Annotated in this window: 13 protein-coding genes; 3 read left to right on the top strand and 10 right to left on the bottom strand. The window is 70.4% G+C overall.

The features are described from left to right. Positions 1-24: 24 nt before the first annotated feature. From ACZ5XS_RS13745 to ACZ5XS_RS13735, 3 genes are all read right to left on the bottom strand, one after another. A complete protein-coding gene (locus ACZ5XS_RS13745) occupies positions 25-1128 on the bottom strand; it encodes a FecCD family ABC transporter permease (RefSeq protein ID WP_468650855.1) in 1104 nt (367 codons plus the stop codon). Further along, a complete protein-coding gene (locus ACZ5XS_RS13740; RefSeq protein ID WP_468650853.1) occupies positions 1125-2183 on the bottom strand; it encodes a FecCD family ABC transporter permease in 1059 nt (352 codons plus the stop codon). The genes ACZ5XS_RS13745 and ACZ5XS_RS13740 overlap by 4 nt, the downstream gene beginning before the upstream one ends. Before the next feature lie 105 nt (positions 2184-2288). Then, positions 2289-3644, bottom strand: coding sequence for a lysine N(6)-hydroxylase/L-ornithine N(5)-oxygenase family protein (locus tag ACZ5XS_RS13735; protein ID WP_468650851.1), 1356 nt, complete (start codon positions 3642-3644; stop codon positions 2289-2291). A gap of 249 nt (positions 3645-3893) precedes the next feature. Here ACZ5XS_RS13735 and ACZ5XS_RS13730 point away from each other — a divergent pair, with 249 nt between their 5' ends. After that, positions 3894-4841, top strand: a complete 948-nt coding sequence (locus ACZ5XS_RS13730; RefSeq protein WP_468650849.1) for a methionyl-tRNA formyltransferase — start codon at positions 3894-3896, stop codon at positions 4839-4841. Positions 4842-4853: 12 nt separating this feature from the next. Here the strand turns inward: ACZ5XS_RS13730 and ACZ5XS_RS13725 are convergent, their stop codons facing one another. The 3 genes from ACZ5XS_RS13725 to ACZ5XS_RS13715 are packed head-to-tail and all read right to left on the bottom strand — an operon-like array spanning position 4854 to position 7506. Beyond that, on the bottom strand, positions 4854-5690 hold the full coding sequence (locus ACZ5XS_RS13725) for a class I SAM-dependent methyltransferase (protein WP_468650847.1): 837 nt from the start codon (positions 5688-5690) through the stop codon (positions 4854-4856). Positions 5691-5743: 53 nt separating this feature from the next. After that, positions 5744-6406, bottom strand: a complete 663-nt coding sequence (locus ACZ5XS_RS13720; RefSeq protein WP_468650845.1) for a response regulator — start codon at positions 6404-6406, stop codon at positions 5744-5746. After that, the gene (locus ACZ5XS_RS13715) at positions 6403-7506 is read right to left on the bottom strand and encodes a sensor histidine kinase (RefSeq protein WP_468650843.1); all 1104 of its coding nucleotides are present in this window, start codon (positions 7504-7506) and stop codon (positions 6403-6405) included. The genes ACZ5XS_RS13720 and ACZ5XS_RS13715 overlap by 4 nt, the downstream gene beginning before the upstream one ends. 167 nt (positions 7507-7673) lie before the next feature. On the opposite strand from ACZ5XS_RS13715, the gene ACZ5XS_RS13710 reads away from it, so the two are divergent. Together ACZ5XS_RS13710 and ACZ5XS_RS13705 are read left to right on the top strand one after the other, a co-directional pair. Continuing rightward, entirely contained in the window at positions 7674-8678 is a 1005-nt protein-coding gene (locus ACZ5XS_RS13710; RefSeq protein WP_468650841.1) for a carboxymuconolactone decarboxylase family protein, read from the top strand. 148 nt (positions 8679-8826) lie between these two features. Then, positions 8827-9501: a hypothetical protein gene (locus tag ACZ5XS_RS13705; protein ID WP_468650839.1), complete on the top strand. Its 675-nt coding sequence runs from the start codon at positions 8827-8829 to the stop codon at positions 9499-9501. 45 nt (positions 9502-9546) lie between these two features. On the opposite strand, the gene ACZ5XS_RS13700 is transcribed toward ACZ5XS_RS13705, so the two are convergent. The 4 genes from ACZ5XS_RS13700 to ACZ5XS_RS13685 all read right to left on the bottom strand — a co-directional run bounded on the left by ACZ5XS_RS13700 (position 9547) and on the right by ACZ5XS_RS13685 (position 14754). Further along, positions 9547-11073, bottom strand: coding sequence for an NCS1 family nucleobase:cation symporter-1 (locus ACZ5XS_RS13700; protein ID WP_468650837.1), 1527 nt, complete (start codon positions 11071-11073; stop codon positions 9547-9549). Between the two features lie 303 nt (positions 11074-11376). After that, a complete protein-coding gene (locus tag ACZ5XS_RS13695) occupies positions 11377-12396 on the bottom strand; it encodes a TIGR03842 family LLM class F420-dependent oxidoreductase (protein WP_468650835.1) in 1020 nt (339 codons plus the stop codon). An 11-nt stretch (positions 12397-12407) separates the two neighbouring features. Beyond that, on the bottom strand, positions 12408-13811 hold the full coding sequence (gene hydA / locus ACZ5XS_RS13690) for a dihydropyrimidinase (RefSeq protein WP_468650833.1): 1404 nt from the start codon (positions 13809-13811) through the stop codon (positions 12408-12410). Between the two features lie 100 nt (positions 13812-13911). Then, complete coding sequence (locus tag ACZ5XS_RS13685) at positions 13912-14754, bottom strand: nitrilase-related carbon-nitrogen hydrolase (RefSeq protein ID WP_468650831.1); 843 nt, start codon at positions 14752-14754, stop codon at positions 13912-13914. Positions 14755-14856 lie beyond the last annotated feature (102 nt).

The following is a 14856-nucleotide window of genomic DNA, read 5'->3' as shown; positions in this document are numbered from 1 at the left end:
TAGGCTTGCCTTACTTTGTATCAGCTATCTGAGGTTCGCCCGCACCAGCAGATAGACGAGGAAGGGGCCGCCGATCGCGGCCGTGACCACGCCGACCGGGAGACCGATCGGCAGCGCCGTGCGCGCGACCAGGTCCGCGCCGATCAGCAGCAGCGCTCCCACCAGGCCGGAGGCCACCATCGGCGGTGTCGGGCACCGCGCCAGACGCATCGCCACCTGCGGCGCCACCAGCGCGACGAACGGGACCGGGCCCGCCGCGCTCACCGCCACGGCGGCCAGCAGGACGGCGCACAGCAGCAGCACGGCCCGCACCATCGCGTACCGGACGCCGAGGCCCGCGGCGACCTCGTCGCCGAAGTGCATCGGCTTGAACTGGAACGCGGCACACGACACGACGACCAGGAGGGCGAGCGAGCACCACAGTGCCACCCACACCTCGTCCCACGACCGGTTGTCCAGCGAGCCGACCAGCCACGCCTGGGCCCGGGCCACGTCCCTGATGTCGGCCGTGACCAGCAGCCAGGTCGTGATCGCCTCCATCACGGCGCTCACCGAGATGCCGATGAGGATGAGCCGGAAGCCGTCGACGCCCCGCCGCCATGCCAGGAAGTACACGAGCAGTCCGGTGCCGAGACCGCCCGCGAGCGCCGCCGAGGACAGGCCCACGGCGTTGACGATCGCCGCGGAGGTGCCGCCCGACACCGTCACCAGGAACACCGAGACCGCACTGGCGCCCCCGGTGATCCCCAGAATGTCCGGGCTGGCCAGCGGATTGCGCGCGATGGACTGCGTGATCGCCCCGGACACCCCCAGCGCGATGCCCACGACGAGCCCGGCCAGGGCACGCGGCATCCGCAGGTCCATGATCACGAACTCGTCGACCCGCTCACCGCCGCCGAAGATCGTGGGGATCACCCGGGACAGGCCGATGGGGAAGTCCCCGACGCCGATGGACAGGCAGAACACCAGGAAGGTCGCCGCCGCCAGCAGCAGCGTGACGAGCACGAGCCAGGGGCGCCATACGAACGACACCTGGCCGAGCCGCACGCCCGGCGCCACCGATGGCTTCACGTCTGTCCCGTCCGGCTTCACTTCTTTCCCGTCCGGCCTCAACTCTGTCCCGCTCATGCGTTCTTGAACTTTCCGCGCCACACCAGAACCGCGAAGAACGGGGCGCCGAGGAGGGCCACGACGACACCGGCGTCCAGCTCGCCCGGCCGCACCACCAGGCGCCCCACGATGTCGCAGACCAGCAGGACGATGGCTCCGAGCAGCCCCGCGTACGGCACGAGCCAGCGATAGTCCGGCCCGGTCAGATAGCGGGCCACGTGGGCCACCATGAGCCCGATGAACGCGATGGGGCCGCACGCGGCCGTCGCCGCGCCCGCCAGCAGGGTGATGGCGACGATGCCGACGGTCCGGCTCAGCGCGATGTTCGCTCCGAGCCCCCGCGCCACGTCATCGCCCAGGTTGAGCAGGTTGATGGTGGGCAGCGTGGTCAGCGCCAGCACCAGCCCCACCGCGATGAACGCGGTCACCGGCCAGATGACGTCGAATCCGACACCGGCCACCGAGCCCGCGTTCCAGAACCGCAGCGCGTTCAGCGACGCCTGGTTGGACAGCGCGACCGCCGTGGTCATCGCCATGAGGAACACCGTGATCCCCTGCCCGGCCAGTGCCAGGGTCAACGGGTTGCCGGCCCCCCGGCCGATGCTCGCCAGACCGAACACGACGACACCGGCGACCGCCGCACCCAGGAAGGCGAACCAGACGTACTGGAACGGGTTGGAGAACCCGAACACGGCGATCACCGACACCACGGCGAACGAGGCGCCGGTGTTCACCCCCAGCAGGCCGGTGTCGGCGATCGGGTTGCGCGTGTAGCCCTGGATCAACGCGCCGGCGACCCCCAGGGCGACGCCGGCCACGATCGCCAGCACCGTCCGGGGCACCCGTACGGTCTGCACGATGAGCCTGATCTCGGTGAGCCGCTGGTCGGCGTCCGGCGCCGCGAACAGTCCCTGCCACACCTCGGCGGGACTGAGCGCGCGCGCACCGACGGCCAACGACACCGTCCCCACGGTCACGAGGATCACCGCCAGCATGCCCAGACCCACAACCCGCCGCCGACGGGCCTGTGTCGTACTCGTGGGCGCGGGGCGCTCCACTGCAGTCGTGCCCATGTCGATGTACGTTATCCCTTTGCTTGCACGGGGGTTGCACAGTGCCGCGCCTGCCGGGTCCGGTGCCACCGGCGGGGCTCGGCGGGGGGCGGGACCGGTGGCGGGCTAGCGGGCGGTGCTGCCGATTCCGTCGGCGACCGGCCGGGCCTGGCCGGGCGCGGACTCGGCGCCCTGGCCGAGGACCGAGTCCAGGATCTCGCCGACCCTGATCGCGGTGTTGGACAGCAGCGAGGACGTGATGCCGTGCGTGTGCTCCGTGCCGCCCTGGAGGTAGATGCCGCAGCGCAGGTCGGGTTCCGTCGCGATGCGGTAGTCGCGCTCGACGCGGACGCGGCCCTCGTCGTCGCGCAGGCAGCTGTCCGCGACCTCGCCGAGGAGGCCGATGGGGTCGGCGGGGCTGTAGCCGGTGGCGAAGACCACGACGTCCGCGTCCAGGGCGGTCTCCTCGCCGGTGACGAGGGAGGTCACGGTGGCACGGACCTTGTCGGGTGTCTCCTTGACGTCGGTGAGCCGGGACACGTTGAGGAAGCGCAGCCGCTCGGTGCCGAGGACCTTCTCCCGGTACATCTGCCCGTACAGGTCGTCGATCAGGTCGATGTCCACCACGGAGTAGTTGGTGTTGCCGTGATAGTCCATCAGCCGGCGCTTGACGTCCTCGGGTGCGGCGAAGTACTGGTCGACCGCCTCGGGGTCGAAGATCCGGTTGGCGAAGCTGCTGTCGTCGGCCGGGCTGTAGCCGTAGCGGGAGAAGACCGCGCAGACCTCGGCCTCGGGGAAGCGGCGGTGCAGGTAGGCGACGTTCTCGGCGGCGCTCTGCCCGGCACCCACGACGACGAACCGGGAGGGCGAGGTGCCCTCCAAAGCGTCGACCTTCGCCAGCAGTTCGGAGTTGTGCCAGACGCGGTCGCCGCGTTCCACGCCCTCGGGCATGAGGGGACGCAGGCCGGTGCCGATGACGAGGTTGCGGGCCCGGTGCACCGCGAGCCCCTCCCCCGACCGGACCGTCACGTCCAGGTACTCCACGGCTCCGTCACGGACGACGGGCGCGACGCCGACGACCTCGTGGCCGTAGGAAACCATGTCGTCGACCTTGGCGGCGGCCCACTCCAGGTAGTCGTGGAACTCCACCCGCAGGGGGAAGAGGTTCTTGTGGTTGATGAAGTCGATCAGCCGTCCCTTGCTCTGCAGGTAGCACAGGAAGCTGAACTCGCTGGCCGGGTTCCGGAGCGTCACCAGGTCCTTGAGGAAGGACACCTGCATGGTCGCGTCGTCGATCAGCATGCCTCGGTGCCAGCCGAAGCGGGGCTGCTGCTCGAAGAAGTGAGCGGTGATCGCCTCCTGCCCGCCGACGCGTGCGTTGTGCTCGCTGAGCGCGATCGCCATGGCCACATTGGACGGTCCGAAGCCGATACCAAGGAGGTCGTGGACGGGTGGTACGTCACCAGGAAGAACCTGCGACATGTCACTCCCATCGTGCGGGGCAGTCACCTGCCGGGCGTGGGGAAAGCACGAAAAGTGGCACGCCGACGGAGCGACTTGCCGAGAACTTAGGTGAGCCTAAGCTAAACCCGCGGGGGTGTCGATAGGGCGAAACGGACAACGGGGAGCCGATCCGTCTCGCCAACTCGGCTGCCACACAAGACTATTGCAAACTAAGGTAAGCCTTGCTTTACTACTCAGGTCAATCCCTGCTCTGAGGAGGAACCCCCCATGCGGGTCGCCATGCTCGGTTACCAGACGTGGGGGCACCGCACCCTGCAAGCCCTCCTGGACTCCGACCACGACGTGGTACTCGTCGTGACGCATCCCAAGAGCGAGCACGCGTACGAGAAGATCTGGAGCGACTCCGTCGCCGACCTCGCCGAAGAGCACGGCGTGCCGGTGCTGATCCGCAACCGCCCCGACGACGACGAGCTGTTCGAGCGTCTCAAGGAGGCCGACCCGGACATCATCGTGGCGAACAACTGGCGGACGTGGATCCCCCCGCGCATCTTCGACCTGCCCCGCCACGGCACCCTGAACGTGCACGACTCGCTGCTGCCGAAGTACGCCGGCTTCTCCCCGCTGATCTGGGCCCTGATCAACGGCGAGCCCGAAGTGGGCGTCACCGCGCACATGATGAACGACGAACTCGACGCCGGCGACATCGTCCGGCAGGAGGCGGTGCCCGTCGGACCGACCGACACCGCCACCGACCTCTTCCACAAGACCGTCGACCTCATCGCCCCGGTCACCATCGGCGCACTCGACCTCATCGCCGCCGGGCAGACCGAGTTCACCCGGCAGGACCGGTCCCAGGCGAGCTTCTTCCACAAGCGGTCCATCGAGGACAGCCGCATCGACTGGACCTGGCCGGCCGCGGACCTCGAACGCCTGGTCCGCGCCCAGTCCGAGCCGTACCCCAGCACCTACACCTTCCACAAGGGCAAGCGGCTCGAGGTCCTTGCCGCCGTGGTCTCCCAGGGCCACTACGGCGGTACGCCCGGCCGGATCTTCTATCGCGAGGGCGACGGCGTGGTGATCGTCGCCGGAGCCGATGCCCGCACGGGCCGCAACAAGGGCCTCGCCATCACGCGCGTACGCACCGAGGACGGCCGGGAGTTGCCCGCGGCGGAGTACTTCACCTCCATGGGCGGCTACCTGACCAGCCGCCCCTGACGGGCCGGCCCCTCAGGCACCGGGCCGCCGGCCCGCCGTGAGCAGATGCCCGCTGGCTCCGAGCAGCGTCGGCTCGGACTCGATGCGCCGGGTCGCCGCCAGGACGGCCTCGCGGCGTTCCGGGTCGTCCAGCCAGTCCTCGACGCCACCCATGAGCCAGGCCACGCCCTCGACGCCGTACTGGCGCCCGACGGTGAACCCGGCCTCGGTGAACTCGGCCGGCGCCTCTTCGGGGCGGGCGAAGTAGGCGACGGTGAACAGGCCGTCCTCGGCGTGGTGATGGTGCCGGCCGTCCACCGTGACGGCGTCGGTGCGTTCGCGGTGCAGGGGCGTGAAGTAACGCTCCTCGCGCAGCACGTCGTGCAGACCGGCGAACCGGTTGATGGTGGCCGCGACCACCAGCCCGCCCGGCCGGACCACCCGGTACGCCTCGGCCAACGCCCGTACCCGGTCGCTCCGTTCGGGAAGGTGGTACAGCGGCCCGAGGAGAAGTACCACGTCGTACCCCGCGTCGGCGGCGGGCAGGGCGCGGGCGTCTCCGGGGCGGGCGGTGACGCCGGGCAGCCGTGCGGCCTGCTCCACGTGGAGCGGTACGGGGTCCACGAGGTCGACCTCGTACCCGTCGCGTGCGAGCCACTCCGCGTGGACCCCGCTGCCGCCGCCGACGTCGAGGACCCGCGCGGGCGCCGCCGGCATCAGGCACCGCAGCACGTCCTGAGTACGCCAGAACTCCAGCCGCCCGGCGGGCGCCCCGCCTTCCCTGAGGCGGGCGTCCTCCTCACCCCGGGCGTAGTAGTCGAGGATCTCCTCACGGAGGGCGGGCTGTTGCTCGTGTGTCGTCTCGGTCACCGCCTCAGACTGCTGAGCGGCGACCACGGTGTGCAACCAATTTGTCGCGCGGGTCAGTCGGCGCGGGCCGTCACCAGTCCCGACTCGTAGGCGAAAACGACCAGTTGGGCCCGGTCCCGTGCCCCCAGCTTCGTCATCGCCCGGCTCACGTGCGTCTTCGCCGTGAACGGGCTGATGACCATGTGCGCAGCGATCTCCTCGTTGGTGAGGCCGCGGGCGGCCAGGGCGGTGACCTCGCGTTCGCGGCGGGTCAGACACTCCAGGCCGGGGGCCGTGGACCGGTCGGGAGGACGGGAGACGAACTCGCCGATGAGGGTGCGGGTGACCGACGGGGACAGCAGGGCCTCGCCACGGGCCACCACCTCGATGGCCTGGAGGAGGTCGGCCGGTTCGGTGTCCTTCAGCAGGAAGCCGCTCGCGCCCGCCCGCAGCGCCTCGAAGACGTACTCGTCGAAGCCGTAGTTGGTGAGGATGACGACGCATACGGCGGCCAGGGACGGGTCGGCGGCGATGTGACGGGTCGCCTCGATGCCCGTCATCACCGGCATCTGTACGTCGATCAGCGCGATGTCGGGGGCCTCGGCACGGACCAGGGCCAGGCCCTGCTTCCCGTCGGCCGCCTCCCCCACCACCTCGATGCCGTCCTCGGCCTCCAGCAGCGCACGGAACCCGGCGCGCATCAGCGCCTGGTCGTCGACGAGTGCCACCCTGATCATCCGGCAGCCTCCCAGGGCAGCTCCGCCCGCACCGAGAAGCCGCCCTCCGCACGCGGACCGGTGTGCAGTGCGCCGCCGAGGGCCGTGACGCGTTCGCGCATGCCGGTGAGGCCGATGCCCGGGGTCGGGGGCCGGGTGGCCTCGGCTGTTCCGTCGTCGTCCACCCGTATCACCAACTCCTCCCCGCCGTACTCCAGTCGCACGTGCACCTTGGCCGGGCCCGCGTGCCGTGCCGCGTTCGTCAGGGCCTCCTGGACGATGCGGTACACCGCCCGGTCGAGGGCCGCAGGCAGGGGCCGCTCCTCGCCGGTCACCGACAGTTCGACGCTGAGGCCCGCCGCCCGTGCGCGCTCCACGAGCACCGCGGGTGTGCCGGTCGGTTCGTCGGTGCGCAGGATCTCCAGGGTGGCCCGGAGCTCGCGCATGGCCTCGCCGCCCGCCTCCTGGATGGCGAGCAGGGCGGGCGGCACCTCCTCGCCGCGCTTGCGTGCCAGGTGGACCGCGACGCCGGCCTGGAGTTTGACGATCGAGATGCTGTGGGTGAGGGAGTCGTGCAACTCCCGTGCGATCCGGAGGCGTTCCTCGCCGGCTCGGCGCAGCGCGGCCTCCTCGCGGGTGCGCTCGGCCTCCAGGGCGCGCTGTTCGGTCTGGCGCAGATACGCCTGCCAGTTGCGGTCGGCGAGGCCCGTCACGACCGCGCACAGGAACCAGCCCGTGAGCAGCGCGGCCTTCTCCACGACCTCCCCCGTCGTCGGGCCCGTCGTCACGTACGCCGCCAGGTACACCGCGCTCGCCGCGGCGGCCCAGCCCCGGTGTCCCACCCGGGCCGCGGTGTGCACGGCGGCGAGAACGGGGAGGGCGGCGAGCAGACCGGGGTGGGCGTGCAGGACGTACGCCGCGCCGGTCGCGGTGGCCGCGGCCAGCACCGCCAGCGGGGCCGTCCGGTAGAAGGCCAGGGCGGCCGAACCGAGCACGATCAGGGCGTGGTCGACGGCCGTCGTGTCCCCGTCGAAGGCGGCCGTGGTCACGACGAGGGCGCCGACCACGACCGCGAGAGCCGCGTCGGCGAGAACCCTGGATCTGACCAAGTGCCCGCTCATGCCCGCACAGTAGCCGCCGGCGCCGACACCGGCGTCAGCCCTGTGGACAACTCCCCGACTACTCCCCGCGCAGTAGAAAGCGGCCTCGCCTGGGCCCCTCGGCGCAGCGCGGACTGTCTTCGGCCGTACGACGACCGCACCCGTCCCCGCGGCGCACGCTGCTGCCCATGCCCACACCTTTCCGCTACACCGAGCCCCTGCCGCCCGAGGCGGCCACCGGCCGCGTCGCCGAGGTCTACGCCCAGCTCTCCCGCGACTTCGGCATCGACGAGCCCGTCACCTTCGTGGTCCTGTCCTCCGCACCCGAGATCCTCGCGCCCGTCTGGGCGCTGATGCGCGAGTCGCTGATCGCGGGACCCGGCAGCCGTACCGGCAAGGAGCTGGCGGCGCTCGGGGTGTCGCTCGCCAACAGGTGCCCGTTCTGCGTGGACGCGCACACCGTGCTGCTGCACGCCACCGGGGACCACGCGCTCGCCGAACGCCTGGCCCGAGGAGAGCGGCCGAAGAACGAGCAGCACGCGCGCGTGCTGGAGTGGGGCAAGCTGACCCGCGTACCGGGCGGCCTCGGCCCCGAGCCGTACCCCTTCCCGCGCGAGCACGCCCCCGGCTACCTCGGCACCGCGCTCGCGTTCCACTTCATCAACCGGATCGTGTCCGCCCTGCTGACCGAGAACCTGCTGCCGGGCAACGCCCAGCGGTTCCGGGTGGTCCGCTCTCTCGCGGGCCGCACGCTCTCCCGGACCGTACGCCGCCCCGCCGTGCCCGGCGAGGCGCTTGCCCTCCTCGACCTCCCCGACCCCGGCGAAGCCCCCGGGTGGGCGGACGGCACGCCCGTCGGCCTCGCGTACGCGGCACTGATCAGGGCGGCCATGGCGGGTTCCGGTCTCCTCGACGCCGAAGAGCAGGCCCTCGTCGAAGAAACCCTGTGGGACTGGGACGGAACACATCCGCCACTCGATCCGAGCGGGTTCCCGGACCGGCGGGAGCACCCCGGCGCACGTCTGGCGCTGCTGGCCGCCCTCGCCCCGTACCGCATCACGGACGAGGACGTCGCGGCCTGGCGTCGGCCGGAGCACACCGACCACTGTCTGGTGCACCTCGTCTCCTACGGGGCGTTCGCGGCCGTCGACCGGATCGAGACGGCGTTCAACCGGCCCACCGCGAGGACATAACAGGGCACACGACCCATCAGTGGCGGGGCGCTGTGACCGCACAGGTACGGAGCGAGTTGGCACTTCCGTCCCACAGTCAGTCGTGTGAAACTGGCGCCCCGTCCGCAGTGCGGACTCCTTCCGCACCGTCCCCCACGAAAAGTGCGCCGTGCGTTCCAGCTCTCTTCCCCTGCCGCTCGCCCTCACCGCGCGCCTGTCGCCCGTCGTCGTACTCGCCGCGGCGGGCTGGGCGCTGACGTCCGGTCCGTTCGCCGCGACACCGGCCGCCGAGCACAAGGAGGAGCAGCAGACCGGCACGCAGTCCGCCTCCGCTCCGTCGACGGCCGCCGCGTCGAAGACGTACGCCGCCGCGCCCGCGCCGTGCGACAGCCTCGCCGGCAAGACGATCACCTCGCTGGTGCCGGGCGTGAAGGCGGCCGGCAAGGAGATCCCGTCGACGGACAGGAAGCTGCGCCGCACCTGCTCGTGGAACGCGCTGAAGGGGTACGACTACCGCTGGCTCGACGTCTCCTTCGAGGTCATGGACACGGACGAGGCGGCGAAGAAGTCCTACCAGGGCACCGTCACGGAGAAGAGCGGCGGCGGGGACGTGCCCGGTCTCGGCGACTCGGCGTACTCCGTCGTGAACCTCACCACGGAGGACAAGCAGCAGACCCGCGAGGGCGTGGTCGTGGTGCGCGCGTCCAACGCGCTGGTGACCATCACGTACAACGGCAGTGACTTCGAGTCGAAGAAGGCGCCGAGCACGGACGAGATCAACAAGGGCGCCATCAAGGCCGCCAAGGAGGCGGTCACGGCGCTGGAGGACGGCCGGCAGGGCTGACCGCCCTCGACCGCCCTCCGGTCCGTCCTCCGCAACCGGGCCGCCTTACGCCTCCAGGCGGTCCCTTCCGCGCAGCAGCATCAGCACCACGTACAGGACCATCGACGTCCCCAGGCCCACCGCCCAGCCGTAGTCGGCCAGCGGCTCCAGGGCCGGGACGGGGCGCCCGTCGATCAGCGGCTTGAAGCTCGCGCCGCCGATGGCCAGGACACCGCCGGTGACGAAGGCGACGACGGCCCGCCAGTTCCAGCCGCCGTCGTACCAGTAGCGGCCGCCCGCGCGGTACAGGTCGGTCAGGTCGAGCTTGCCGCGGCGCAGGATCCAGTAGTCGGCGATGAGGATGCCGGCGACCGTGCCGAGCAGACCGCCGACCAGACCGAGCCAGGTGAAGATGTAGCCCTGCGGGTCGGAGTACAGCTTCCAGGGGAAGATCAGTACGCCGAGGACGCAGGTGGCGAGCGCGCCGGCCCGGAAGGTGATCTTGCGGGGCGCGATGTTGGAGAAGTCGAAGGCCGGCGAGACCAGGTTGGCCGCGATGTTCACCGACAGGGTCGCCACCAGTACGGTGACCAGCGCGAACAGCAGGCCCACGACGTTGTCCGTCTTGGCGGCGAGCTCCACCGGGTTCCAGATCGTCTCGCCGTACACGGCCTGCGAACCGGAGGTGACCATCACCGACAGCAGCGCGAAGAGCGTCATGGTGGTCGGCAGACCGAGCGCCTGGCCCCACATCTGCGACTTCTGGCTCTTGCCGTAGCGGGTGAAGTCCGGAATGTTCAGGGACAGGGTGGACCAGAAGCCGATCATGCCCATGAGGGACGGCCAGAACAGCTTCCAGAAGTCGCCGCCCCAGCCGAGCTTGGAGGGCTGGTCGAGCAGCGGGCCGAAGCCGCCCGCCTTGTTGCTCATCCAGATCAGCATCACGAAGGCGCCGACCAGGACGAAGGGCGCCGCCCAGTTCTCGAAGCGGCGGATCGTCTCCATGCCCCGGTAGATGATCGCGACCTGGATCGCCCAGAAGATCGCGAACGACAGCCACATGGTCCAGGGATAGCCGCCGAACTGTCCGGCGTCGCTCCAGCCGTTGCCGATCAGCTTCCCGGCGAGGAAGTAGATCGCCTCGCCGCCGATCCAGGTCTGGATGCCGAACCAGCCGCAGGCCACCAACGCCCGTACGACAGCGGGAAGGTTGGCGCCGCGGATGCCGAAGGAGGCGCGCGCGAAGACCGGGAAGGGGATGCCGTACTTCGGCCCCGCGTGCCCGGTGAGCAGCATCGGCACCAGCACGATCACGTTGGCCAGGGCGATGGTGAGCACCGCCTGCTTCCAGTCCATGCCCACGGCGATCAGACCGGAGGCCAGGGTCCAGGAGGCCGTGTTGTGGGCCATGCCGACCCACAGCGCCGAGAAGTTGTACGTGGTCCAGGTGCGCTTCTCCACCGGGACCGGCAGCAGGTCCTCGTTGGCGTAGCGGCCGCTCGGGGCGGGGCTGCCCGGGGCGAGCTCCACCCGGCCGTCGGCGAGGGTGACTTGAGGGGACGGCGGTATGGCCGTGGGAGCGGTGTCGGTCATGGGCAGGCCAATCAAACGAGGGGCGGATCCGGAAAGGCCGTGCGGGCCGGCGGGGCCGGGGAAGGGAGGGTGCGTTCCCGCGCCCGCCGCGGCAGCGGCTGTTGTCACAGCCGGTGCGTGCTCTCGGTGTGCCGGACGTAGGCCCTCGTAGCGGAGCTGCTTGGGCCTGCGGCCGGTGCGGCGAGAGTGCGTGCCGGGCGGCGTGGGGGCGTGTCCTCCCTTCCCCGGCCCCGCCTCCCCCTCCCCGGGGAGGGGGAGGGGAGAACTGGAGTGGGGGGATGGGGAGGTGAGCGGGGATGCGGGTCAGCCGTTGAGGGCCGGGATCACCGTCGACCCGTACGCGTCGATGGTGGCTTCCTGCGCGTCGTGCATGTCGTAGACGGCGAACTGGTCGACGCCCAGCTCACGCAGGGCGTTCAGCTTCTCGACGTGCTTGTCGGCCGGGCCGATCAGACAGAACCGCTCGACGATCTCGTCGGGCACGAACTGGGTGTCGGGGTTGTCGGCGCGCCCGTGGTGGGAGTAGTCGTAGCCTTCGCGCGCCTTGATGTAGTCGGTGAGTTCGTCCGGTACGGCTGCGGAGTGCTCACCGTACTTGGAGACCAGGTCGGCGACGTGGTTGCCGACCATCCCGCCGAACCAGCGGCACTGGTCGCGCGCGTGGGCCAGCGCCTCGGGCGAGTCGTCCTCGGTGACGTAGGCGGGGGCGGCGACGCAGATCTTCACCTCGGACGGATCGCGTCCGGCGGCGACGGCCGCGTCCTTCACGGCCTTGACCATGTACTCGGTCAGGTAGAGGTCGGCCAGCTGGAGGATGAACCCGTCGGCCTCCTCGCCGGTCATCTTCAGGGCCTTGGGGCCGTACGCGGCCATCCACACGGGCAGTTCGGCGCCCGGCCTGATCCACGGGAACCTGACGACCGTGCCGCCGAGGTCGGCCTCGTCGCCGCGGCCCAGCGCCCGGATGACCTTCATGGCCTCGCTGATGCGGGCCAGGGTGTTGGGCTTGCGGCCGGCGACACGCATCGCGGAGTCGCCGCGGCCGATGCCGCAGACCGTGCGGTTGCCGAACATGTCGTTGAGCGTGGCGAAGGTGGAGGCGGTGACCTCCCAGGTGCGGGTGCCCGGGTTGGTGACCATCGGGCCGACCTTCAGCTTGCTCGTGTTCGACAGGATCTGGCTGTAGATGACGAACGGTTCCTGCCACAGCACGGCGGAGTCGAAGGTCCAGCCGTAGGTGAAGCCGTTGCGCTCGGCCCGCTTCATCAGGCTGATGACCTTCGAGGCCGGCGGGTCGGTCTGCAGGACGAGTCCGAAGTCCATGGGCGCCACTCCTAGTTGAGGTACTGACAGGTGGAGCGGGGGGTGTACGTGCCGTGTCCGGCGTGCCCGGTGTACTCCCGCTCGGTGATGACGAGTTCGCCGCGCGAGAGAACGGTCTCGACGCGGCCGGTGAGGCGTTTGCCCTCGTACGCCGAGTAGTCGACGTTCATGTGGTGGGTCTCGGCGGAGACGATCTGCTCGGCCCCCGGGTCGTAGATGACGACGTCCGCGTCGGCGCCGGGGGCGATGGTGCCCTTCTTCGGGTACATGCCGAACATGCGGGCCGGGGTCGCGCAGGCGATCTCGATCCAGCGGCGGCGCGAGATGTTCCCGTCGACGACGGCCTGGTGGAGCAGGTCCATGCGGTTCTCGACGCCCGGAAGACCGTTGGGGATCTTCGAGAAGTCGCCCCGGCCGAGCTCCTTCTGGCCCACGAAGCAGAAGGGGCAGTGGTCGGTGGAGACCACCTGGAGGTCGTTGGTGCGCAGGCCCTTCCAGAGGTGGGCCTGGTGCTCCTTGGGCCGCAGCGGCGTCGAGCACACGTACTTGGAGCCCTCGAAGTCGGGCTCGGCGAGGTTGTCCGTCGACAGGAACAGGTACTGCGGGCAGGTCTCCCCGAAGACGTTCAGGCCCTCGTCGCGCGCCCTGGCGAGCTCGGCGACCGCCTCCATCGCCGAGACGTGCACGACGTACAGGGGGGCGCCCGCGACCTGAGCGAGCTTGATGGCCCGGTGGGTGGCCTCGGCTTCGAGCAGCGCCTTGCGGACCTCCCCGTGGAAGCGCGGGTCGGTCTCGCCGCGTGCCAGCGCCTGCTCCACCAGCACGTCGATCGCGATGCCGTTCTCGGCGTGCATCATGATCAGGCCGCCGTTCTCGGCGGAGCGCTGCATGGCGCGCAGGATCTGGCCGTCGTCGCTGTAGAAGACGCCGGGGTAGGCCATGAACTGCTTGAAGGAGGTCACACCCTCCTCGACCAGCAGGTCCATCTCCTTGAGCGTGTCCTGGTTCACGTCGGAGACGATCATGTGGAAGCCGTAGTCGATCGCGCAGTTGCCCTCGGCCTTGGCGTGCCAGGCGTCCAGGCCCTCGCGCAGGGACTGGCCGACGCTCTGCACCGCGAAGTCGACGATGGTCGTCGTGCCGCCCCAGGCGGCGGCCCGGGTACCGGTCTCGAAGGTGTCGGAGGCGGAGGTGCCGCCGAACGGCAGCTCCATGTGCGTGTGGACGTCGACCCCGCCCGGGATGACGTACTTCCCGGTGGCGTCGATGGTGCGCTCGGCCGTCCAGGCCTCGGCGGCCGAGGTGCCGGAGGCGGCGAGGGCGGCGATGCGGCCGTCCTCGATCAGGACGTCGGCGTGGATCTCGTCGGACGCGGTGATGACGAGGCCACCACGGATGACGGTACGGCTGCTCATGATCCCTCTCCTGCCGTGTTCAACACTGGTGTGGTGCGGGTCGGTCGGTGCCGCCGGTCCGGCCCCCCGTGCGCCGGACCGGCGGACGTACCCGGCCCGGTTACGGAGCGGTCAGGGGGCCGTACGCGTCGGGTCGGCGGTCGCGGTAGAACTGCCAGCGGTCTCGGACCTCGCGGAGCTTGGCCAGGTCGAGGTCGCGGACGACCAGTTCGGTCTCCTTGTCGCTCGCCACCTCGCCGACGAACTGGGCCTCCGGGTCGACGAAGTAGCTCGTCCCGTAGAAGTCGTTGTCGCCCAGCTCCTCGACGCCGACCCGGTTGATCGCGCCGACGAAGTACTCGTTGGCGACGGCCGCGGCCGGCTGCTCCAGCTGCCACAGGTAGGACGACAGGCCGCGCGAGGTGGCCGACGGGTTGAAGACGATCTCGGCGCCCTCCAGCCCCAGTGCGCGCCAGCCCTCCGGGAAGTGGCGGTCGTAGCAGATGTAGACACCGATCCTGCCGGCGGCGGTGTCGAAGACCGGCCAGCCGCTGTTGCCGGGACGGAAGTAGAACTTCTCCCAGAAGCCGGGCACCTGCGGGATGTGGTGCTTGCGGTACTTGCCGAGGTACGAGCCGTCCGCGTCGATCACGGCGGCCGTGTTGTAGAGGACGCCGGGCTGCTCCTCCTCGTACATCGGCAGGACCAGGACGAGGCCGAGTTCCTTGGCGAGCGCCTGGAAGCGCTTGACGATCGGGCCGTTCGGGATCTGCTCGGCGTACTCGTAGAACGCCTTGTCCTGGACCTGGCAGAAGTACGGTCCGTAGAACAGCTCCTGGAAGCACAGGACTTGGGCACCCTGCGCGGCGGCGTCGCGGGCCGCCTGCTCGTGCACCTGGATCATCGACTCCTTGTCGCCGGTCCAGGCGGTCTGGAAGAGGGCGGCTCGGATCACTGTGCTCATCGGGACCTCCGGTCACTCGGTGTGCGAGGAGCTTAGGAAGTCCGCATGGCCGGTTTGAGTTGCACGGTGTCACGTCTGCGGGCGTGCGGCGTGGCACGGTGT

Source organism: Streptomyces sp. NPDC033131, assembly GCF_055578365.1.
This window is presented reverse-complemented; position numbering and strand designations above follow the sequence as displayed.

Coding starts and splice junctions, on each gene's coding strand:
- ACZ5XS_RS13730 (WP_468650849.1), top strand. CDS start 3,894: ATGCGGGTCGCCATGCTCGGTTACCAGACGTGGGGGCACCGCACCCTG.
- ACZ5XS_RS13685 (WP_468650831.1), bottom strand. CDS start 14,754: ATGAGCACAGTGATCCGAGCCGCCCTCTTCCAGACCGCCTGGACCGGC.
- ACZ5XS_RS13710 (WP_468650841.1), top strand. CDS start 7,674: ATGCCCACACCTTTCCGCTACACCGAGCCCCTGCCGCCCGAGGCGGCC.
- hydA (WP_468650833.1), bottom strand. CDS start 13,811: ATGAGCAGCCGTACCGTCATCCGTGGTGGCCTCGTCATCACCGCGTCC.
- ACZ5XS_RS13720 (WP_468650845.1), bottom strand. CDS start 6,406: ATGATCAGGGTGGCACTCGTCGACGACCAGGCGCTGATGCGCGCCGGG.
- ACZ5XS_RS13745 (WP_468650855.1), bottom strand. CDS start 1,128: ATGAGCGGGACAGAGTTGAGGCCGGACGGGAAAGAAGTGAAGCCGGAC.
- ACZ5XS_RS13715 (WP_468650843.1), bottom strand. CDS start 7,506: ATGAGCGGGCACTTGGTCAGATCCAGGGTTCTCGCCGACGCGGCTCTC.
- ACZ5XS_RS13695 (WP_468650835.1), bottom strand. CDS start 12,396: ATGGACTTCGGACTCGTCCTGCAGACCGACCCGCCGGCCTCGAAGGTC.
- ACZ5XS_RS13700 (WP_468650837.1), bottom strand. CDS start 11,073: ATGACCGACACCGCTCCCACGGCCATACCGCCGTCCCCTCAAGTCACC.
- ACZ5XS_RS13740 (WP_468650853.1), bottom strand. CDS start 2,183: ATGGGCACGACTGCAGTGGAGCGCCCCGCGCCCACGAGTACGACACAG.
- ACZ5XS_RS13735 (WP_468650851.1), bottom strand. CDS start 3,644: ATGTCGCAGGTTCTTCCTGGTGACGTACCACCCGTCCACGACCTCCTT.